The following is a 20,388-nucleotide window of genomic DNA, read 5'->3' as shown; positions in this document are numbered from 1 at the left end:
TTCAAAGGTCTGAATTGCGGACAAAGCGGCCGTTCGCTGCACTTGCGCGAGCGGCAACTTTGCAGAAACATGCTCGAATGAAGCGAGCTTTAATATCTGTATTTGTTCTCCTGACCGTTTGCTTGGCGGTTTCTGGAAATTTGTCAGCGCAAGGTCTTGATAGTCCTTTTGACGCCTGCTTGCCGCCAACTTCAGCTGGCAACGTCAACGCTGAAGACTGCCCTCTGACCTATCGCCAACCGCAACCAATTGGGCAAAGCATTGACGTAAGTGAGTGCCGTTTTCTGCCTGAACGGGCAGAAGTACTTGGCAAAGTTCTTTTAACAATGGGGTGCTCCATTTCGAACCGCTCAGAGGAGCGTGTCGCATCCTTCAACTATGGTGTTCGTTACTTGGCCGGGGGCAGTTTGACAGTTCTGAAGGAGGTTGGTTTCGAAGGCGAACAACGCTTTGGTACGGCTCTTTTGGTGCCAATTGTACAACCACAGGAAACACAGTCGCTCAGACTTGTCGCCCCCGACTTACCACCCAATGTTATCAAATCCGATTTAGACATTTCCGTGGAAGTTATAAGCGTACGTACGCCGGATGGTCGTATCCTAAGATAACCCCAGGAAGCAGCCATTTCTGCGCCCCGTAGTATTGGTTACTTTGGGCTCAAAGCAGACAGTCGAAGACTCATTCCCGCGAGTTCTGGAAACAACCCACTATCCGTGCCGCCGCACGATCACCGAACCCACGGAATACCCCGCCCCGAAGGAACAGATCAGACCGACTTCTCCATCCGCGAAATCATCCGAGTATTTCGAGAATGCGATGATCGACCCCGCTGAGGACGTGTTGGCGTAGTCCTGCAAGATATTGGGTTGTTCGTCGGGTTCGGGCTCGCGGCCCAGAACTTTTTTGCCTATGAAATCGTTCATCGTCTTGTTCGCCTGATGCAGCCACAGGCGTTTCAGGTCAGAGCTGTTTAGCCCTTCGGAGTCCATATGGTCGGCAATGTGCTTGCTGACCATCGGAAGCACTTCCTTGAAGACTTTACGGCCGTTCTGCATGAACTGCATGTCACGCCGGTCGACCACGCCGTCGGGGCGCGAACGGCGCAGGTAGCCGTTGTTGTTGCGAATGTTGTTCGAAAACTCGGTCGCGCAACGGGTGGAGAGGATTTCGAAATAGGGACCGTTTGCGTCTTCAACGCGTTCGATCAGGGTGGCGGTCGCAACATCTCCGAAAATGAAATGGCAATCGCGGTCGCGCCACTCCAGATGGCCCGAACAAATCTCGGGATTGACCACCAGCGCGGATTTCACTGACCCTGACCTGATCATGTCAGCGGCCGCCTGAATACCGAAAGTGGCCGAGGAACAGGCGACATTCATATCAAAGCCAAAGCCCTTGATCCCCAGCGCCTGCTGGATTTCGATCGCAATCGCCGGATAGGCCCGTTCGTGGTTCGAGGCGGCGCAGATCACAAGATCCACATCTTCGGGTGCGCGCCCGGCCTGGGCCAGTGCCTTTTTGCACGCATCCACAGCCATCTCGGTCATGATGCCGGGTTCATCGTCACTGCGCTGGCGCAACAAGGGGTGCATCACGTCGGGGTCCAGCACGCCGGACTTGTCCATCACATACCGGTTCTCGATGCCTGACGCTTTGAGAATGAACTCTTCCGATGAATGCTGCAGCGGTTCCACTTCACCCGAAGCAATCGCGTCGGCATTTTCGGCGTTCACCTTGTCGGCGTATGCATTAAAGGCGGCAACAAGTTCCGCGTTGGTGATGACATAGTCTGGCGTGAACACACCGGTTCCGGTGATTGCTGGCGTATACATTGCTGCCCCTGCGTTTTTCGGATTTGCCCAAAATGCAGTCAACGCAAGGTTAGTTCAAGAGAGATTGACCCAAGGGAACATCAAAGTTGCGGCGTCAATGCGCTTCAAATCTTGAATAGTTCATTTTTTGAAGTATATGACGCCCCGTGAACGGCAACGGATTCGGCACATGACATTCGACGACAGCGCACTGGTAAAGCGACTAAGCCCCGAAATGCAGGCCATGATGGGGGTCTATGCTCTCTATTGGAAGCTGGAAGAAAGCTTTGATTTGATGGAGGTCGAACTGACCCATCAAGAGTGTCACATGGTGATAAAGTTGGACCAACCCAAGCGTATGGGCGTTTTGGCGGCGGATATGCTGACGGTGCCATCTACAATCACGTCTACTGCTGATGCTTTGGAAACGGCAGGTTACCTGACGCGAGAGCGCGATCCGGACGATCGTCGAGCCTGGCTGTTGGTGTTGTCCGACAAGGGGTTGGCGATGCGCCAGACTTTGGTGGCCGAGGCCGGGGCGCTGTTTCAGCGCGCATCCGGTTTGACGACTGATGAAACGGCCGAATTCGCCCGGCTTGCCCGGAAAATCCGGGAAAACATTCTGAAAACGGGAATACCCGAGGGGTTGAAGAAATGAAATTGATCTCTGTTTTGGGCCTCGCCCTGACCATGCTGGCCACCACGGCCATGGCAGAAAGTGCTGCCAAGCCGGTCAAGCTGATGGTTGTGCAAGAAACCGCGCCCGGGTTTTCGCGGCAGTTCTTTGGCCGGGTCGCAGCGCGACAGACGGTTGATCTGGCTTTTCAGGTGGCGGGGCAAATCGTTGATATGCCGGTAACCGAAGGTTTCGTGATTCCCAAAGGCGAATTGATTGCTGAACTGGATCGTGAACCATTCCAGCGTCGCTACGACCGGGCTGTGCTGCAGAAAGATCAGGCGGACCGAACGCTGGCGCGCTTGTCCCGTCTGCGGGGAACTGCAGCAAGTCAAGTTGCCGTGGATGATGCCGAGACAGCGGCTCAGCTGGCGGATATTGCGGTGCGCGATGCGCTATACGATCTAGAGCAGGCCACGCTGACGGCCCCCTTTGATGCCCTCGTTTCAAGCCGGGCAGTGGAATCCTTTACGACCGTCTCGGCGGGGACACCGATTGTGCGTATCCATGACATGTCCGAGCTGCGCATCGAAGTGGACGTGCCCGAGATTTTGTTCCAGCGCTCGGGCCAGCAGGATGACATCACCATCACGGCTAAATTCCCCGTCAGTGACGAAGTATTCCCTCTGCAAATCCGGGAATTCGACGCCGAGTCGTCGAGCGTCGGTCAGACGTTCCGCATTCAATTCGGCCTGACACCGCCAGAAGGTCTGCAGATTCTTCCGGGGTCATCGGTAACGGTGAATGTGCAGGTACAGGACCAACGTACAGGTATCGTCGTTCCCGCCACAGCAGTTGTTGCAGATGCTGAAGGTGTTTTGGGTGTCTTTGTCTTTTCGCCCGTCGGCGCGGATGAAGGCAGTGTCAAATGGGTCCCCGTAACCATTGAACCCACGGCATCCGGTGACGTCAGCGTCCTGTCCGGGCTGGAGGATGGCGATGAAATCGTGGTTGCCGGAGGCGGAGCGCTGACCGACGGGCAAGCCGTACGCCGCTTTGCCGGCTTTGCGAACTAAGGGGCGGACGCATGAATATCGCACGCGCATCCATAGACCGGCCAATCTATACGTGGTTGATCATCCTGATCGCCTTGTTCGGCGGCATCTGGGGTTTTCTGTCGCTTGGGCGACTGGAGGACCCGGCCTTTACCATCAAGAATGCTGTCATCGCCACGCAGTATCCCGGCGCAACGGCCGAGCAGGTGGCTCTGGAGGTATCGGAGCCACTGGAATCCGCCATTCAGCAGATGGGAGAGGTCAAAACCATCACCTCGCTCAACCAGCCGGGGTTTTCGCTGATCGAGGTTGAGATCAAGTCGACCTATGACGGTACCGAGCTGCCCGAAGTCTGGACCAAGCTGCGCGCCAAGGTACGGGACGCCGCCCGGGCGTTGCCGTCCGGGGTCGGCCAGCCATTGGTTAACGATGGATTCGGCGACGTGTTCGGCCTGTTCTATGCAGTCACTGCGGATGGCTTTTCGGACGCTGAAAAACACGAATTATCCACGTTTCTGCGGCGCGAATTGCTGACGGTCGAAGGGGTGGCCGATGTCGAAGTCATGGGCCTGCCGCAAGAGGCGATTTTCGTCGAACCGGACTTGGCGATCTCGGTCAATCAAAACGTGCCGCTGCAGGCAATCAACGAGGCGATCGCAAATGCGGATTCGGTGAACGCATCAGGCTCGTTGCGGTCTGCAGATGACCGAACAACGGTCCTGACCGCCGAAGGCTCGGACACTGTTTCGGCCATTGCGGGTCTGTCCGTTGGGTCGCAGGGGCAGGTGATCAACCTGTTTGACATGTCAAATGTGTACCGCGGCCGCCAGACCGACCCGGATGTCATCATCCGCTTTAACGGGGAAGAAGCCTTTACGCTGGGCATTGCAGGGCTGTCGACCGAGAACATTGTCGAGGTTGGCAAGCGCGCAGACGAGAAATTCGCCGAACTTGACGGACAAATCCCCTACGGTGTCGAAATCCTGCCGATCTATCAGCAGCACGTGGTCGTCGAGCAAGCCTCGAACGATTTTCTGGTGAACCTTGCGATGTCGGTGGCAATCGTCGTTCTTGTCCTAGCTGTGTTCATGGGTTGGCGGGCCGCGATTGTCGTCGGCTCGACGCTGTTGCTGACCGTTGTCGGGACGTTGCTGTTCATGGCGCTGTTTTCCATCGAGATGGAACGGATTTCCCTAGGGGCCCTGATTATTGCGATGGGTATGCTGGTCGACAACGCCATCGTGGTCGCCGAAGGAATGCAAATCGCAATGTTGCGGGGTAAAAACTCGCGCGATGCAGCAGACGAGGCCGCGTCCAAAACCCAAATTCCGCTTTTGGGCGCGACCATCATCGGCATCATGGCTTTCGCCGGGATAGGCTTAAGCCCGGACGCGACCGGAGAGTTCATGTTCTCGCTGTTTGCCGTCATCGGAATATCACTTTTGCTGAGCTGGATTCTGGCCCTGACGGTTACTCCGATGCTGGGACATTACTTTTTCAAGCAGGGTAAAGCTGGTGCAATTGATGCCTATGGCGGCATCATGTTCCGCGTCTACGGAGCGATCCTAAGATGGGCATTGCGGTTCCGCTGGTTGGTGATTGCCTTGCTGGTGTCTGTCACCGTGGCGTGCTTTGCCGGGTTCGGGCTGGTGAAACAGCAGTTCTTTCCCGACTCGAACACGCCGCTGTTCTTCGTCCATTACAACCTGCCGCAAGGAACGCCGATCGCGCGGACCGCTGAGGATATGGCGGTTTTCGAAGAGTGGCTGGCCAACCGGGATGATGTCGTGTCCGTCGCCACCTTTGTCGGGCAGGGCGCGACCCGTTTCCTGCTAACTTATGAGGCAGAGAAACCCAATCCAAGTTACGGCCACCTGATCATCCGTACCAGGACGCTGGAGGACATCCCCCCGCTGCGTGCCGAGCTTGCGGAATTTGGTCAGGCGCAATTCCCTGAAGGAAAGTTCCGTACAAGGCGTCTGATCTTTGGTCCGGGCGGAGGCGATCCAATCCAGGCCCGCTTCTCGGGCAGTGACCCGGTTGTGCTGCGCCAGCTTGCGGATGAGGCTGTGTTGCGGATGCGGGATGCGTCGCAAAACGCGCTACACGTTCATCATGACTGGCGTGAAAAGGCGCTAGCCGTCCAGCCGATCTATGCGACCGAACGCGCGCAGACGGCGGGTGTTACACGCGAGGATATTGCAGCCACGCTGCAGTTTTCAACCGATGGAATCACGGGCGGTGTTTTCCGCGAAAGGGATCGCCTGATCCCGATCATCCTGCGTCGACCGGCGGACGGAGATTATTCGATCGTGGACCAGGTCGTGTTTTCGGACCAATCCGAGCGCTTTGTTCCTATCGAGCAGATGGTGGATGGGTTCGAATACAAGGCGTTGAACACGCTTGTGCACCGAAGGGACAGGGTTCTGACCATCACAGTTGGCGCGGATATTCCGGCGGGATTCACGGCGGCTCAGGTCCATTCCGAGGTCCGTGAGGCCATCGAAAGCATGGACCTTCCTGCAGGGTATCGGATGGAATGGGGTGGTGAGTTCGAAAATGCCGGCGAAGCGAATGAAAGCCTTGGGCGTCAACTGCCGCTGAGCTTGCTGATCATGGTGCTGATCTCGGTGCTGATCTTTAACGCGATCCGTCAGCCGATCATCATCTGGTTGCTTGTGCCTATGTCGGTCAATGGGGTGGTCTTGGGCTTGCTGGGCACCGGATTGCCCTTCACGTTTACGGCGCTGCTTGGGCTGCTGAGTCTTTCGGGGATGTTGATCAAGAACGGAATCGTTCTGGTCGAAGAGATCGATCTGGTACGCGAAACCGGCAAAGGATTGCGCGAGTCGATCATTGAAGCCTCGGTCTCGCGTCTGCGTCCTGTGATGCTGGCAGCGATCACCACCATTCTTGGGATGGCGCCGCTGTTGACGGATGCATTCTTCAAATCGATGGCGGTGACGATCATGGGCGGACTGGCTTTTGCCACGATCCTGACCATGGTGGCGGCGCCGGTGTTCTACATGGTGTTCTTCCTGCCGGAATACCGGCGAAAGTCCGCTCCGCAACCTGTTGTTTAAATGAAAAACCCCCGGTCATCGACCGGGGGTTTTGCCTTATTCTGGTGCGGGGGTCAGCCCTGAAGAGATTTGACCTCGACATCCCCCTCGGCCTGCGCCTTGATCGCCAAAGCTGCTGCATGGCTGGCGGCCGCTGTGGTGAAATAGGGGATCTTGTCATAGAGCGCGATCGACCGGATGGCTTTGCTGTCTTCGACCGCCTGCGCACCTTCAGTGGTGTTCATCACCAATTGTACCTGACCGTCTTTCAACATGTCTGCCACGTCCGGACGACCTTCATAGACCTTGTTGACTACGTCGCAGGCCACGCCCTGTTCCGCCAGCCACGATTGCGTGCCGCGCGTGGCAACCAGCGTAAAGCCCTGTGCCGTCAGCACCTGCGCCGCCTCAAGCATTGAGGGTGTTTTGTCGGCATCCTTGATCGAGATAAATGCGCGGCCCTCAGACGGCAGAACCATACCAGCGCCCATCTGCGCCTTGAGGAAGGCACGCGGGAAGTCGCGGTCCCAGCCCATGACCTCGCCGGTCGAGCGCATTTCCGGGCCCAGAATGGTGTCGACGCCAGGGAAGCGGGCGAAGGGCAGCACCGCCTCTTTCACCGAGAACCACGGCATGTCCGGGTCGGCCAACGTCATCTGGTCAGCAATCTTGGTGTCCTGACCTTCTTTGTACGCGGGGCGCATCGGGAAGGTCGAGAGCTTCTCACCAGCCATGATACGCGCTGCGATGGACGCAATCGCGCTGTCGGTCGCCTTGGCGACGAACGGCACGGTGCGTGAGGCGCGCGGGTTCACTTCGATCAGGTAGATCTCATCGTCCTTGATCGCGAACTGCACGTTCATCAGGCCCACGACGTTCAGCGCTTTGGCCAGTTTGAACGCCTGATCCTTGATCTGGTCGAGGATATCGTTGGACAGCGAGTAAGGCGGAAGTGAGCAGGCCGAGTCGCCCGAATGCACGCCGGCCTCTTCGATATGCTGCATGATGCCGGCCACATGCACATCAGTGCCGTCGCACAGCGCATCAACGTCCAGTTCAACCGCGCCGGCCAGATAGCTGTCCAGAAGAACGGGGCTGTCGCCCGAGACGACGACGGCCTCGTTGATATAGCGCCGCAGCTGCTCCACATCGCGCACGATTTCCATCGCGCGGCCGCCCAGAACGTAGGAGGGGCGGATCACCAGCGGGAAACCGATCTCGTCCGCGATCTCAAGCGCCTGTTCATCGGTCGAGGCGATGCCGTTTTTCGGCTGTTTCAGGCCCAGATCATTCACCAGCGCCTGGAACCGCTCGCGGTCTTCGGCCAAATCAATCGCGTCAGGCGTGGTGCCAAGGATCGGAATGCCTTCGGCCTCAAGCGCATTGGCCAGTTTCAGCGGCGTCTGACCGCCGAACTGAACGATGACCCCGTGCAGCGTGCCGTTTTCCTGTTCCTTGGTCAGAATTTCCATGACGTGTTCAAAGGTCAGCGGCTCAAAGTACAGGCGGTCCGAGGTGTCATAGTCGGTGCTGACCGTCTCGGGGTTGCAGTTGATCATGATGGTTTCATAGCCCTGATCGGTGAGCGCGAAACAGGCGTGGCAGCAGCAATAATCGAACTCGATCCCCTGACCGATCCGGTTGGGGCCACCGCCAAGAATGACAACCTTTTTGCGGTCGCTTGGGCGGGCTTCGCATTCGACCTCGCCCATCATCGGGGCCTCATAGGTCGAGTACATATAGGGCGTCTGCGCCTCAAACTCGGCGGCGCAGGTGTCGATGCGTTTGAACACGGCGTGCACACCCAGATTGCGGCGGGCGCGGCGGATGTTGGCCTCGTCCCGGCCAGTCAGGTTGCCCAGACGCGCGTCGGTGAAGCCCAGCATTTTCAGCTTGCGGATGCCGTCCTCGGTGACGGGCAGGCCGTCTTTGCGGACCTGACGCTCGGCGTCGATGATCTCGCGGATGCGGGCAAGGAACCACGGGTCGAACTTGGTGACGCCGAAAATCTCATCGTCGGTCAGACCATGGCGCATGGCTTGCGCGATGGTTCGCAGGCGATCCGGCGTCTGCTGGCTGATCGCTTTGATGACGGCGGCCTTGTCGTCGGCTTCATCCCACAGGCCGACGTTCAGGCCGGGGATTTCGACCTCATCAAAGCCGGTCAAGCCCGATTCCATCGAGGCCAGCGCCTTTTGCATCGATTCGTGGATCGTGCGGCCGATGGACATGGCCTCACCCACCGACTTCATCGCGGTGGTTAGGTAGGGTTCCGAGCCGGGGAACTTCTCGAACGCGAATTTCGGGATTTTGGTGACGACATAGTCGATGGTCGGCTCGAAGGACGCAGGCGTGACCTTGGTGATGTCGTTGTCCAGCTCGTCCAGCGTATAACCCACGGCCAGTTTTGCGGCGATTTTCGCAATCGGGAAACCGGTCGCCTTGGACGCCAGCGCAGACGAGCGCGACACGCGCGGGTTCATCTCGATCACGACCATGCGGCCATCGACGGGGTTGATCGCCCATTGCACGTTCGATCCGCCGGTCTCGACCCCGATCTCGCGCAGCACGGCAATCGAGTGGTTGCGCATGATCTGGTATTCTTTGTCGGTCAGCGTCAGGGCCGGGGCCACGGTGATCGAGTCGCCCGTGTGCACGCCCATGGGATCGACGTTTTCGATGGAACAGACGATGATGGCATTGTCGGCGGTGTCGCGCACCACCTCCATCTCATATTCTTTCCAGCCCAGCAGGCTTTCGTCGATCAGGATCTGACCCACGGGGGACGCATCCATGCCTGTGCGGCAGATATGAATGTAATCCTCGCGGTTATAGGCCACGCCGCCGCCGGTGCCGCCCAATGTAAAGGCGGGGCGGATGATGGCGGGCAGACCGACGGTCTCCAGTGTCTCAAGCGCCAGCGCTACGCCCGCGTCCAGATCTTTTTTGCCGTCCGCGTCCTTGGGGGCGGTTACAATCTCGGCTTTGGGGTTTTCGATGCCCAGCCTGTCCATCGCCTCGCGGAACAGTGCGCGGTCTTCGGCCATCTCGATGGCGTCACGCTTGGCACCGATCATCTCGACGCCGAACTTGTCCAGCACGCCCATCTCTTCCAGCGCCAGCGAAGTGTTCAGCCCGGTCTGTCCGCCCATGGTAGGAAGCAGGGCGTCGGGGCGCTCTTTCTCGATGATCTTGGCAACAACTTCGGGGGTGATCGGCTCGATGTAGGTAGCGTCGGCCAGACCTGGGTCGGTCATGATCGTGGCGGGGTTCGAGTTCACCAGAATGACCCGGTAGCCTTCTTCGCGCAGCGCTTTACATGCCTGTGCGCCGGAATAGTCGAACTCGCATGCCTGACCGATGACAATGGGCCCCGCCCCGATGATCATGATCGACTTGATGTCGGTTCTTCTCGGCATGGCCACGTTCCTTCAATTGTTCGCGAGTCAGGGCACCCCCAAGCGCCCAAATTGTCCTGCGTTATAGGGACAGCGCGAAAAGGTTCAAGGGGTATCGGAAACAGGGGTGAAATTGCCGCTTTCCCCTCTTTCCCTCGGCACCGTATTCTCTATACCGCGCAGCACGGCAAATGAGGATGCAGGTGCGTATTCGTTTCGATCAGGGCCCGGCCGGGCAAGGGACCACTTTTGACCGGCCCACGCAGGTGATCCGCGCCGACCGCGCGGAGGACGTGCCCCACGCGTTGGAGGCGCTGGATTCCGCGCGCGCGGATGGTGCGTGGTTGGCCGGTTATGCCAGCTATGAGCTTGGTTATGCGCTGGAGCCGAGGTTGTCCGCGCGGATGCCCGAGGGCCGTCGCCTGCCATTGCTGTGCTTTGGCGTCTTTGACGCGCCAGCCCAAAGCGACTTGCCTGCGCCTGCGGGCGGAGTGACCGGTTTCGCGCCTCGCTGGGACGAAGCGCGTTATACTCGCGCCTTCAACCGAGTGCACGAGGCCATCGGCGCGGGCGATATCTATCAGGCAAACCTGACCCTTCCGATTGACCTGATGCTCGAAGGCGCCAGCGCTGCGCTTTATGCCGCGCTGGCGGCGGGTCAGCCCGTGGGCCACGGCGCGCTTGTACAGCAGGACGGGTTGCCTGACTTGCTCAGCCGCTCGCCCGAGCTGTTTTTCCGTACCGATGCCGACCGTTTGATCGAAACGCGCCCGATGAAAGGCACCCAACCGCGCAGCGAAGACTTGGCCGAAGACGCCCGCCGCCGCGATTTCCTGTCGACCGATGCAAAGAACCGGGCCGAGAACCTGATGATCGTCGACCTGCTGCGCAACGATATCAGCCGTGTGGCGCTGCCCGGTTCGGTCAACGTGCCCGAACTGTTCAAGGTCGAAACTTATGCGACCGTGCATCAGATGATCTCGCTGGTGCAGGCGCAGCTGCATCTGGGGGCCGAGCTTTCGGACATTCTGATGGCGCTTTTCCCCTGCGGCTCGATCACCGGTGCGCCCAAAATCCGCGCGATGGAGATTCTGTCCGATCTCGAACCCTGGCCCCGCGACATCTATTGCGGTGCCATCGGCTGGGCCGCGCCGGATGGGCGGTCGGAATTTAACGTTGCCATCCGCACGCTGATGGTCGAGGGCGGCAAAGCCACACTGAATGTGGGCGGCGGCGTGGTCTGGGACAGCACCGCCCCATCCGAATATGAGGAGGCGCTATGGAAAGCCCGCTTCGCCCGCCAGATGATCCTGACTTCCGCCTGATCGAAACGCTGGCCTTCCGGCCGGGGCAGGGGTTTGTGCGCCGTGATCGCCATTTGGCCCGCATGGGTCGCTCCGCTGCGGCGCTAGGAGTGCCGTTTGATCGGGACCGAGCGATTGCCGCATTGGAAGGCGTCACGGGTCCATCCCCTCTGCGCTGTCGCCTGACGCTGGACACAGCGGGCGCTGTAGAGGTGACGACCGGCGCACTGGCCGAGAACCCGCCACTCTGGCGGGTGGCAATAGCGGATCAGCTTCTGCGGGCCTCGGATATGTGGTTGCAGCATAAGACCACACAACGCGCTTTATATGATACTGCCCGCGCGGCGCTGCCGTCGGGGATTGACGAACTGCTGTTCCTGAATGAACGCGACGAACTGTGCGAGGGCACGATCACCAATCTGTTTTTGCACATGTCCGACGGTCGTCGCCTGACGCCCGCATCGTCCAGCGGATTGCTGCCCGGTATCCTGCGCGAAGAATTGCTGGATAATAAAGAAGTTACTCAGGCCGCGCTAACCTTGACCGACCTGCACAATGCGGAAAAGATTTTTGTCGGGAATTCCTTGCGGGGCCTGATCCGGGCTGAATTGGTGTCAGAGTGAGCAATCAGAGCGACTGGGCAGAAACAGCTCCACAAACCACGCGGCTTTGGGTTGAGTTTGCTCTGTTCTTTGTTGCGGTGCCCGTGCTGATCGCGGTGTTCTTTCCTCCCAACTGGATGTTTCCGGCGCTGTTCAGTTTCACTGCACTGGGCATCGTGCTACTGCACATCACGCCGGGCTTTGCCTGGGCCGAGCTGCGGTACAACTGGCGCAACTGGTCGTGGGCCGAGGTTGCCGTTTTCACGGTGGCGATGACGATCTTTTGTTCAGCCCTTGTGATGTTGACTCGCTCCGAGGCCGCATTCTTCCTGCTGCGCAATCGGCCCGAGTTTCTGATTGTCATCTGGACTCTCTACCCGTTGCTCTCGGCCCTACCGCAAGAGCTGCTGTTCCGCGTTCTGTTTTGCCGCAGATACCATGCGATCCTGCCAGATGGCCGCGCCTTTTACCTTCTGAATGCGTCCCTGTTTTCATTGGCCCATCTGATGTACTGGAGCTGGATCGTCGCCATCATGACTTTTGGCGGTGGGCTGATCTTTACCTGGGCCTACCGCAAGCGAGGTTCGTTTTTCTACGCGGTGCTGTTGCACGCTATTGCGGGGAACATCATCTTTGCGGTCGGTCTGGGCATCTATTTCTACTCGGGCAACGTGCAAAGGCCGTTTTGAACGGGATACCTGCCTTGACTTTCGCGGCCTGACGGGGTGTATCGGCGCGACGAATTCTGCGCCCGAAGGGATATGATCCATGCACGCCTATCGCAGCCACACCTGCGCCGCTCTGACCGCCGCCAATGTCGGTGAAACCGTCCGCCTGTCTGGCTGGGTGCATCGGGTCCGCGACCACGGTGGCGTGCTGTTCATCGACCTGCGCGATCACTTTGGCGTGACCCAAGTTCTGTGCGACGGAGACAGCGCCGCCTTTGCCGAGCTGGAAAAAGTACGCTCCGAATGGTGTATCCGTATCGACGGCACAGTCAAAGCGCGCGACCCGGAACTGGTGAACCCGAAACTGCCCACAGGCGAAGTCGAGGTCTACGTGCGCGAGCTGGAAGTGCTGGGCGCGGCCGACGAACTGCCGTTGATGGTCTTCGGTGATCAGGAATACCCTGAGGAAACCCGCCTGCGCTATCGCTATCTGGACCTGCGCCGCGAGGCCATGCAGCAGAATATGACCCTGCGCTCGGACGTTGTTTCTTCGATGCGCAAACGTATGTGGGATCAGGGGTTCCGCGAGTATCAGACGCCGATCATCACCGCCTCGTCCCCAGAGGGCGCGCGTGATTTTCTGGTGCCTTCGCGCCTGCATCCGGGCAAGTTCTATGCGTTGCCGCAGGCCCCGCAGCAGTTCAAACAGCTGATCATGGTGTCGGGCTTTGACAAGTATTTCCAGATCGCGCCGTGCTTCCGCGATGAAGACCCGCGCGCTGACCGTTCGCCCACCGATTTCTACCAGCTGGACCTTGAGATGTCCTTTGTCGAGCAGCAGGACGTGTTCGACACGATCCAGCCTGTTCTGACCGGTGTGTTCGAGGAATTCGGTGGCGGCCGCAAGGTCGATCAGGACTGGCCGCAGATCTCCTACAAGGACGCGGCGCTGTGGTATGGCAGCGACAAGCCCGACCTGCGGAACCCTATTAAAATGCAAGTGGTCTCCGACCACTTCCGCGGGTCTGGCTTCGCGATTTTCGCGAAGCTGTTGGAGCAGGACGGCACCGAAATCCGCGCCATCCCGGCGCCGACTGGTGGCAGCCGGAAATTCTGTGACCGCATGAACGCGTTTGCCCAGAAAGAGGGCCTGCCGGGGATGGGTTACATCTTCTGGCGTGATCAGGGCGAAGGGATGGAGGCTGCAGGTCCGCTGGCCAAGAACATCGGCCCCGAACGCACAGAAGCGATCCGTCAGCAGCTGGGTCTGGGTGTCGGCGATGCGGCGTTCTTCCTGGGCGGCAAGCCGAAAGCCTTTGAAAAGGTTGCCGGTAAAGCGCGTGACGTGATCGGTGATGAGTTGGGTCTGACCGAAAAAGACCGCTTTGCCTTTGCCTGGATCGTCGATTTTCCGATCTATGAACAAGACGAAGAAACCGGCGCGATTGATTTTGAACACAACCCGTTCTCGATGCCGCAGGGCGGGATGGAGGCGCTGAACGGCAACCCTCTGGACGTGCGCGGCTATCAGTACGATCTGGCCTGTAACGGGTATGAGCTGGTCTCGGGTGCGATCCGGAACCACAAGCCCGAGATTATGTTGAAAGCCTTTGAACTGGCCGGTTATGGCGCGGATGAGGTGAAATCCCGCTTTGGTGCGCTGTTCAACGCGTTCCACTATGGCGCGCCGCCGCACGGTGGCTGTGCTGCAGGTATCGACCGGATCGTGATGTTGCTGGCGGATGAAGCCAACATCCGCGAAGTCATGATGTTCCCGATGAACCAGCGCGCCGAAGACTTGATGATGGACGCTCCGTCCGATCCAAGCTCGGATCAGTTGATGGAACTGGGTCTGAGGATCATCCCGCAGGAATAACAAAAACCCGTCGCATCCTTTGCGGCGGGTTTTTTCTGTACGCCAAGCTACATCCGTCCGGTCTTTTCCAGCGGATCGCTGACCTCGTTGCGGGCTGCCCTAATATTGCGTGCTGCAAGTCTTGTCTGGCAATAAGCCCACAGGCAGACCAAACCTGCGGTTACAAAATAGGCGGTTGCCATCTCAGATAGCCTCGCGCTGTTCAAGTCGGGCCTGAACAATGCCGACAACCTGAGCCGCAAGTGCCGTTACCGGAGTGCCACTCGCGCGTGACTCAGCAAGTTTGCTGGCAGCTTCAGCCAGAATCGTGTCTTCGGCATCGCGTGCAACGCCACGCAAGAACTGCGCCGCATAGTCCAAACTGCGGTGATCGTTCGGCCCGGCAAGAACATCAGCGATATGGGCCATATCGTCCTGATAAGCCATTGGGTCCGGGTGTATAACTTCGTCCCGGACAGCGTGCAGACTGTGAGGGCGGCGGTCCGCGGGCAGACGCTCTAAAATCGACTTTTGAAAATAGGAAAGGGATTTTAGGGGTTTGGCCAGAAACCCATCGGCCCCTGCGGTTTGCGCATCCTTCTTTGCGTAGTCATCCCCGGACATACCCAGAATGGCACCGATCCGCGGCACAGCTTCGGTTAGTTCTGCGATCAAATCAGCGCCGGACCCGTCAGGCAGGCCCATATCGACCAGAATTACCGAGGGGCGATAAATCTGCAGGTGTCTGCGGGCCGATTTCAAGCAATCTGCGCGTCGAATACGCGCGCCAGAGTGCAAACACATCAGGCGTATCGCATCGCAGGCATAGCGGCTGTCTTCGACAACCAAAATCGTTTGACCCAGCAGCGGCCGCGTCGCCGTTGGCTGCGCGGGCGAGGTGAAGGGGTTCGAATCGTCCATGGCAGAACTCCTATTCAGCAGATGCCTTCAGGCTAGGAACTTCTGGCTAACACGACGTTAACGGCAATTTGGCGCACTTGTTCTTTGCCCGGACACGCCCCATAACCGCTGCAACGCAGAGAACAGAGGAGAGTTCCATGATTGGTCGTCTGAACCACGTCGCCATCGCCGTGCCTGACCTGGAGGCCGCATCGGCGCAGTACCGCAACGCGCTGGGCGCCAAAGTCGGTGCACCGCAGGACGAGCCCGATCACGGGGTGACCGTTGTGTTCATCGAACTGCCAAACACCAAGATCGAACTGCTGTATCCGCTGGGCGATGACAGCCCGATCAACGGATTTCTGGAAAAGAACCCCGCTGGCGGCATCCACCATGTCTGCTATGAGGTCGAGGATATCATCGCCGCCCGTGATCATCTGAAAGAAACTGGCGCGCGTGTGCTAGGATCGGGCGAGCCCAAGATCGGGGCGCATGGCAAGCCGGTGCTGTTTCTGCACCCCAAGGACTTTAACGGCTGTCTGGTCGAGCTAGAACAGGTTTAACCAAAGCGAGGATGTCATGACCATTACTGCTGCACTCGTCCTGTTTGCCGTCATCTGGTTCATGACGTTGCTGATCGTGCTGCCGATCCGTATCAAGACGCAGGGGGATCTGAACGAGATCGTGCCGGGTACCCACGCAGGCGCGCCGGAAGTCCACCACATGAAAAAGAAGATGTGGATCACCACCGGGATTTCCGTGGTGCTGTGGGCGATTATCGCCGGGATCATCGTTTCCGGCGTGATCTCGGTCCGCGATTTCGACTGGCTGAACCAGTTGGAACCCAGGGGATAACTGTCAGGGCGTCGGCCCTGACAGCTTGTGATAGATGTGGGTGAATGTAGCCGCACCGATGATCGGAATCACAAGGTTCACTAGCGGTACTGACAGCGGGATGGCCATCAGTGTGCCGGCAAGCCAAATAGTTGACGTGTGTTTTGCGCGCAGCTTCCGCGCTTCTTCGCGCCCGATCCGGCGCATTGCGGCCAGAGTGAAATATTCCCGCCCGAGCAAGAAGCCATTCATGGCCCAAAAGATAAACGGAGCCAAAGGCGTGAAGATCACATACAGGATCAACGCCAGAAGGTTGGCCGCAATCAGCACGCCCATAAAGCTGAGCGCATCTCGGACACCGTCGCTAAACGGGATGCCGGGTACGGCGGGCAGCGTGGGATAATGCTTGTCTTCGACCGCCTGCGCGACCTCTTCGAGAAACATCGAAATGATGGCCGAGGCGACGGGCATCATCAAGAATACCGGCAACACCAGAATGACAAAGATGCCCGAATAGTTCAGCACGTCGTTCAGCCACGAGACTGTACCGATCCAAGGCAACGAGATTTCACTGCTGGCCAACCAGTTAATCAACCAAATCGCCGCTGCGCAGCCCGCGATCAGAAGAATGATCGTTAACCCGACACCGCGCAAAAGGACCGAGCGGAACTTCGGGTCGCCGATCTGACCAAGCGCCGCGAAGAACGCGTTGAGTATCATCATTCGGACACCCATTCGGTCAGCGCGGCCACGTCGGGTCGAGGGCGTTCAGGCGGTGTGACAGATTCTGTGGCGATGTGGACAAAGCCTGCGATCCGTTCATTGTCCTTTAGCCCCAAAGCTTCGCGACAGAACTCGGGGTCATGCGATTGCCAGCCAGACAGCCAGTTTGCCCCCCAACCGGCCGCCAAAGCCGCGTTTAGCAAGCCAAGGCAAACCGTGCCTGCCGAATACGTCTGCTCGATAGAAGGCACCTTGTCAGACGGTTTTTGGACCTCAACCACGGCGACAGCTAACTGACCCATGTCGAATTGGCTGCGGGTCTTATTGATATCTTCTGGAGTTTTGCCCAAACGCTCGCCGCAGGTCTGTGTCAGGGCAGAAAGCCTGGGCATCGCGCCTTTCTCGATCACAATAAACCGCCACGGTTCCAGCTTGCCGTGATCGGGGCTGCGAGCGGCGGCTGTCAGCAAAGGCAACAGCTCTTCTCGGGTCGGGGCAGGGGCGACCAGCGTCTTTGCGGGCCGGGACCGGCGCGTTTGCAGAAACTCAAGGGCGGCCGGGTTCTTCAAGGACATATGTTAACTTCCTTCACATAGGCAGATTGTATCTGGTTGACCATCTGGCAGGTTTCAAGAGCAAACGGCTGGACTGTGAGGATCATTTCCATCCCACGCCATAGGGTGCAAGAGTGTTTGGGGACAGGAGATCCGTATGGCAAAGCCAAAAATGCGAAACGTGCCGGATTTAACCGGGATTGCTCTTCCGGGGGCTGAGATCAATGTAAAGGTAACACCCAAAGCTGCCTTGGACCGTATCGCGCTTGATGGCGGTTTAATTCGCGTTTACGTCACCGCCCCACCCGCCGAAGGTAAGGCCAACGACGCAGTGCGCCGGGTTCTTGCGATTGCGTTAGGCGTTCCGGCGACTTCACTGACACTAAGGCGGGGGCAGACATCGCGGGACAAGCTGTTTGTCTATGACCCTTGATCCGGTGTTTCGTGGATCTGGTAAACCCCCTCGGGCAGGTCAAGGGCAGCAGCCAGATCGCGAACCTGCTCGGGCGATAGTGTGATTTTCTGCACTGTGTCGGTCCGTGGATCCAGTTGTTCCAGCGTGACGCATTCGGCAAAATTGTTGATGATTACGTCCTCTTGCAAAGGCTTTTGGCCCTCGTCCACCAGAGTAATCACTGTCGAGTCGAATTCATGCTCAATCGAAAACATGTGATCAGATTGCCGGGCGTTTAACGCCATTGCAACCCGTTCAAACGCATTCAACCAGTGGCGGTCTTATTCTGGGCGCGCTATGGTCGAAAAAAGCGGCAGGACCGTTTAAAGGGATGATGAATGCGCCGTCTGATTGCTTTGATTTTACCTGTGGTGTTGGCAGCTTGCACAGCCGATACCCTGCGTGTTCAACCCGTTGAAGACTGGCAACAGGATTCTGCCGGTTTTGCGGTTCAGGCAACCGCTTTTCAGGAGATCAGCCGGAGGGTGGGCCGACAGGCTCGCAGTGAATGCCTGAAACGGGAAGGTGTCAGGAATTGCGACTTTACCATTGTTGTTGACCTGAACCCCAAAGCCCCCGCAAATGCCTTTCAAACGCTGGACGATAAGGATCAGCCGGTAATCATCTTTACAAGGGCCATGATTCAGTCGGCTGAGAATGCGGATGAATTGGCCTTTGTTATGGGGCATGAGGCCGCCCATCACATCCTGCGGCATATTCCCCGGCAATCAGTGAATGCCCGCGAAAGTGCTGCCATTTTTGGTGAGCTGGCCCGGCTTGGCGGGGCGCAAGGTGCAGATGTGGAAGAGGCGCAGAAGCTAGGTGCTCAGGTTGGGGCGCAAGTCTATATCAAGGACTTCGAGCTTGAGGCCGACGCGCTTGGTACCGTTATCACTTACAAGGCAGGTTATAACCCACTTGTCGGGGCCAAGTACTTCGATCGCATTCTAGACCCCGAAGACAGTTTTCTAAGCACTCATCCGCCCAATGCAAAACGGGTTCAGGTTGTGGTGGATACAGCGCGCCAGCTTGGGTTGACGCAATGACCGGGTTGAAATGCTTGGGGGTGGTTCTGACTGACCGGGGATCAAAATACGCCGTGTCGGGTGCTCCGGTCGCATCGCGGGCCGATGTGGAAGCCGTTCTGAAGACGCTGAAAGCGGATAAGAGTTATGCCAAGGCAACGCACAACACTTGGGCTGCGACACTGCCGACGGGTGCGTTAAAGGCGGATGACGGTGAAGCCGGGGCTGCCATGGTTATTCTGCGGATGATGGAACGTGCGGCTCTGGACGGGCACGTTATCATCGTAACGCGTTGGTATGGTGGTAAAAAACTGGGCGGAGACCGGTTCCGCCGCGTTCAGGATGCAACACGAGCCTATCTGGACCAGATCGTTGCAGAGTGTTGACCTGAGTCAAGGGCGTCGCAGCAGCTTTCGGATACTCTGATCAAAACGTATCAGGGAAAGGATGCCGAATGCCCAGCCGAGAAACGTTGAAGCAGCACGCAAGTCTGGTTGATCGAATGGCAACGCGGGTCGGTATCGACCTTGAAGATGCGGCGATCCGGGGGGATGTGTCGATCGATCAGATATCAGAGGCGGTGCTGCGCTGCACGGAATGCGGAAATCCCGGACATTGCAAAACCCTAATGGAGCAAGACGCTACATCGCCGTCGGCACCAGAATATTGCCGCAATAAGGATCTGTTTTCTCAACTGGTCTCGTCGGTGGCTATGTCATGCAAAAACTAGGGAACGTTATGTCTCATCTGCGGCTGGTACTGCGTATGGGAAAGGCGACAGGCACAGATGTGACTTCGGCTCACCGACAAGGGCGTCTTAGTCAGCAGGATTGGGCAACAATGGTGAGATCCTGTCAGGGGTGCAATTGGGCCGAACGATGCTCAGACTGGCTGTCTGATGCCCAAAATGCGGTATGCGCGCCGCAGATCTGCCCAAACCGAGAGCGGTTTGCAGAACTAAAGGTGCAGCAAATGCAGGAGACCCAATAATGCGGGACGTTCTAGGCGAAGTGGAGATGCATTTCTGGCTTACGCGGTCTATGGCCAGATGTATCGACCTATCGCTGTCCGAGGCAATGGCAGAGGGCAGGCTCAGTGCAGATGACTACGCGACAATGGTGACGCGATGCAGGGCCTCGAAATGCAGCGGTCAATGCGCCGGATGGCTTGCGGACCAGCAAGCAGGGGCCGACAAGGCCCCCGGCTTTTGCGCCAATGCCGAGACTTTGAACGCCTTGAAGGCTTAGAGCTTTGAATGGGATCCGTCGCAAAGCGGCGGATTAGCGCTGTGTTTGCATCCGCAAAAAAACACCTTCTTGGTGCTTTCCGCGGTGTATTTTACTGGCTCAATACCGCTTCCCTTGTGAGACCCATCGCAGAACGGTTGGCGCTTGGACTGCCCGCACGCACACCAGAAGTAGTTTTTGCCCTCGGTCACCTCGACCGGGTATGGGGCTTTCTGAGCGATAATTGGCGCATCTGACATTTGGCTGATCCTTTTCTTGGCGTGTGTTGTCCGATGGTTCT

At 58.1% G+C, this 20,388-nt stretch carries 24 protein-coding genes; 16 read left to right on the top strand and 8 right to left on the bottom strand.

All coding sequences use genetic code 11. The features are described from left to right. Window positions 1-77 precede the first annotated feature (77 nt). A complete protein-coding gene (locus ACR3EG_RS15120; protein WP_480496781.1) occupies window positions 78-608 on the top strand; it encodes a hypothetical protein in 531 nt (176 codons plus the stop codon). A gap of 99 nt (window positions 609-707) precedes the next feature. Here the strand turns inward: ACR3EG_RS15120 and ACR3EG_RS15115 are convergent, their stop codons facing one another. Continuing rightward, window positions 708-1,832 carry a beta-ketoacyl-ACP synthase III gene (locus ACR3EG_RS15115; protein ID WP_480496782.1) on the bottom strand — a complete coding sequence of 375 codons (1,125 nt, stop codon included), beginning with the start codon at window positions 1,830-1,832 and terminating at the stop codon, window positions 708-710. A 169-nt stretch (window positions 1,833-2,001) separates the two neighbouring features. Between ACR3EG_RS15115 and ACR3EG_RS15110 the strand changes: the two genes are divergently transcribed. Genes ACR3EG_RS15110 through ACR3EG_RS15100 form a run of 3 tightly spaced genes read left to right on the top strand, consistent with a single transcriptional unit; the run spans window position 2,002 to window position 6,565 of the window. Next, a complete protein-coding gene (locus tag ACR3EG_RS15110) occupies window positions 2,002-2,469 on the top strand; it encodes a MarR family winged helix-turn-helix transcriptional regulator (RefSeq protein WP_480496783.1) in 468 nt (155 codons plus the stop codon). Then, the gene (locus ACR3EG_RS15105; RefSeq protein WP_480496784.1) at window positions 2,466-3,503 is read left to right on the top strand and encodes an efflux RND transporter periplasmic adaptor subunit; all 1,038 of its coding nucleotides are present in this window, start codon (window positions 2,466-2,468) and stop codon (window positions 3,501-3,503) included. The genes ACR3EG_RS15110 and ACR3EG_RS15105 overlap by 4 nt, the downstream gene beginning before the upstream one ends. Window positions 3,504-3,514: 11 nt before the next feature. Continuing rightward, window positions 3,515-6,565, top strand: a complete 3,051-nt coding sequence (locus ACR3EG_RS15100; RefSeq protein WP_480496785.1) for an efflux RND transporter permease subunit — start codon at window positions 3,515-3,517, stop codon at window positions 6,563-6,565. A 53-nt stretch (window positions 6,566-6,618) separates the two neighbouring features. Here the strand turns inward: ACR3EG_RS15100 and carB are convergent, their stop codons facing one another. Further along, window positions 6,619-9,963: a carbamoyl-phosphate synthase large subunit gene (carB, locus tag ACR3EG_RS15095; protein ID WP_480496786.1), complete on the bottom strand. Its 3,345-nt coding sequence runs from the start codon at window positions 9,961-9,963 to the stop codon at window positions 6,619-6,621. 176 nt (window positions 9,964-10,139) lie between these two features. On the opposite strand from carB, the gene ACR3EG_RS15090 reads away from it, so the two are divergent. The 4 genes from ACR3EG_RS15090 to aspS all read left to right on the top strand — a co-directional run bounded on the left by ACR3EG_RS15090 (window position 10,140) and on the right by aspS (window position 14,392). Continuing rightward, window positions 10,140-11,267: an aminodeoxychorismate synthase component I gene (locus tag ACR3EG_RS15090; protein WP_480496958.1), complete on the top strand. Its 1,128-nt coding sequence runs from the start codon at window positions 10,140-10,142 to the stop codon at window positions 11,265-11,267. Next, on the top strand, window positions 11,222-11,869 hold the full coding sequence (locus tag ACR3EG_RS15085) for an aminotransferase class IV family protein (protein WP_480496787.1): 648 nt from the start codon (window positions 11,222-11,224) through the stop codon (window positions 11,867-11,869). Before ACR3EG_RS15090 ends, ACR3EG_RS15085 begins: the two co-directional genes overlap by 46 nt. Then, the gene (locus ACR3EG_RS15080) at window positions 11,866-12,537 is read left to right on the top strand and encodes a CPBP family intramembrane glutamic endopeptidase (protein ID WP_480496788.1); all 672 of its coding nucleotides are present in this window, start codon (window positions 11,866-11,868) and stop codon (window positions 12,535-12,537) included. The genes ACR3EG_RS15085 and ACR3EG_RS15080 overlap by 4 nt, the downstream gene beginning before the upstream one ends. Before the next feature lie 79 nt (window positions 12,538-12,616). Continuing rightward, a complete protein-coding gene (aspS, locus tag ACR3EG_RS15075) occupies window positions 12,617-14,392 on the top strand; it encodes an aspartate--tRNA ligase (protein WP_480496789.1) in 1,776 nt (591 codons plus the stop codon). 47 nt (window positions 14,393-14,439) lie between these two features. On the opposite strand, the gene ACR3EG_RS15070 is transcribed toward aspS, so the two are convergent. After that, a complete protein-coding gene (locus ACR3EG_RS15070; RefSeq protein WP_480501785.1) occupies window positions 14,440-14,574 on the bottom strand; it encodes a hypothetical protein in 135 nt (44 codons plus the stop codon). A 1-nt stretch (window position 14,575) separates the two neighbouring features. Further along, entirely contained in the window at window positions 14,576-15,292 is a 717-nt protein-coding gene (locus tag ACR3EG_RS15065; protein WP_480496790.1) for a response regulator, read from the bottom strand. A 137-nt stretch (window positions 15,293-15,429) separates the two neighbouring features. Between ACR3EG_RS15065 and mce the strand changes: the two genes are divergently transcribed. After that, complete coding sequence (gene mce / locus ACR3EG_RS15060) at window positions 15,430-15,834, top strand: methylmalonyl-CoA epimerase (protein ID WP_170352375.1); 405 nt, start codon at window positions 15,430-15,432, stop codon at window positions 15,832-15,834. A 16-nt stretch (window positions 15,835-15,850) separates the two neighbouring features. Further along, the gene (locus ACR3EG_RS15055) at window positions 15,851-16,126 is read left to right on the top strand and encodes a DUF1467 family protein (protein ID WP_170352376.1); all 276 of its coding nucleotides are present in this window, start codon (window positions 15,851-15,853) and stop codon (window positions 16,124-16,126) included. Window positions 16,127-16,129: 3 nt separating this feature from the next. On the opposite strand, the gene ACR3EG_RS15050 is transcribed toward ACR3EG_RS15055, so the two are convergent. Together ACR3EG_RS15050 and ACR3EG_RS15045 are read right to left on the bottom strand one after the other, a co-directional pair. After that, entirely contained in the window at window positions 16,130-16,825 is a 696-nt protein-coding gene (locus tag ACR3EG_RS15050; protein ID WP_480496959.1) for an EI24 domain-containing protein, read from the bottom strand. After that, complete coding sequence (locus ACR3EG_RS15045; RefSeq protein WP_480496791.1) at window positions 16,825-17,403, bottom strand: nitroreductase family protein; 579 nt, start codon at window positions 17,401-17,403, stop codon at window positions 16,825-16,827. Before ACR3EG_RS15045 ends, ACR3EG_RS15050 begins: the two co-directional genes overlap by 1 nt. Before the next feature lie 136 nt (window positions 17,404-17,539). On the opposite strand from ACR3EG_RS15045, the gene ACR3EG_RS15040 reads away from it, so the two are divergent. After that, on the top strand, window positions 17,540-17,815 hold the full coding sequence (locus ACR3EG_RS15040) for a DUF167 domain-containing protein (RefSeq protein WP_480496792.1): 276 nt from the start codon (window positions 17,540-17,542) through the stop codon (window positions 17,813-17,815). Here the strand turns inward: ACR3EG_RS15040 and ACR3EG_RS15035 are convergent. Further along, entirely contained in the window at window positions 17,803-18,051 is a 249-nt protein-coding gene (locus ACR3EG_RS15035; protein ID WP_170352379.1) for a hypothetical protein, read from the bottom strand. The two genes, ACR3EG_RS15040 and ACR3EG_RS15035, sit on opposite strands and share 13 nt — an antisense overlap. 123 nt (window positions 18,052-18,174) lie before the next feature. Here ACR3EG_RS15035 and ACR3EG_RS15030 point away from each other — a divergent pair, with 123 nt between their 5' ends. The 5 genes from ACR3EG_RS15030 (at window position 18,175) to ACR3EG_RS15010 (ending at window position 20,108) form a co-directional block, all read left to right on the top strand. Continuing rightward, window positions 18,175-18,882: a M48 family metallopeptidase gene (locus tag ACR3EG_RS15030; RefSeq protein WP_480496793.1), complete on the top strand. Its 708-nt coding sequence runs from the start codon at window positions 18,175-18,177 to the stop codon at window positions 18,880-18,882. Further along, a complete protein-coding gene (locus ACR3EG_RS15025) occupies window positions 18,879-19,247 on the top strand; it encodes a YigZ family protein (protein ID WP_209194954.1) in 369 nt (122 codons plus the stop codon). Before ACR3EG_RS15030 ends, ACR3EG_RS15025 begins: the two co-directional genes overlap by 4 nt. 68 nt (window positions 19,248-19,315) lie before the next feature. Further along, the gene (locus ACR3EG_RS15020) at window positions 19,316-19,591 is read left to right on the top strand and encodes a DUF6455 family protein (RefSeq protein ID WP_480496794.1); all 276 of its coding nucleotides are present in this window, start codon (window positions 19,316-19,318) and stop codon (window positions 19,589-19,591) included. Then, the gene (locus ACR3EG_RS15015) at window positions 19,579-19,851 is read left to right on the top strand and encodes a DUF6455 family protein (RefSeq protein ID WP_480501783.1); all 273 of its coding nucleotides are present in this window, start codon (window positions 19,579-19,581) and stop codon (window positions 19,849-19,851) included. The genes ACR3EG_RS15020 and ACR3EG_RS15015 overlap by 13 nt, the downstream gene beginning before the upstream one ends. Then, window positions 19,851-20,108 (top strand): DUF6455 family protein, encoded by a 258-nt coding sequence (locus ACR3EG_RS15010; RefSeq protein ID WP_170352383.1) that lies wholly within the window; start codon window positions 19,851-19,853, stop codon window positions 20,106-20,108. The genes ACR3EG_RS15015 and ACR3EG_RS15010 overlap by 1 nt, the downstream gene beginning before the upstream one ends. On the opposite strand, the gene ACR3EG_RS15005 is transcribed toward ACR3EG_RS15010, so the two are convergent. Then, window positions 20,105-20,347, bottom strand: a complete 243-nt coding sequence (locus ACR3EG_RS15005; protein ID WP_170753318.1) for a CDGSH iron-sulfur domain-containing protein — start codon at window positions 20,345-20,347, stop codon at window positions 20,105-20,107. The two genes, ACR3EG_RS15010 and ACR3EG_RS15005, sit on opposite strands and share 4 nt — an antisense overlap. Window positions 20,348-20,388 lie beyond the last annotated feature (41 nt).

This window comes from Ruegeria sp. AM7 (assembly GCF_056535965.1).
Note: the sequence above shows the minus strand (reverse complement) of the source record. Positions and strands in the feature narration are given on the sequence as shown.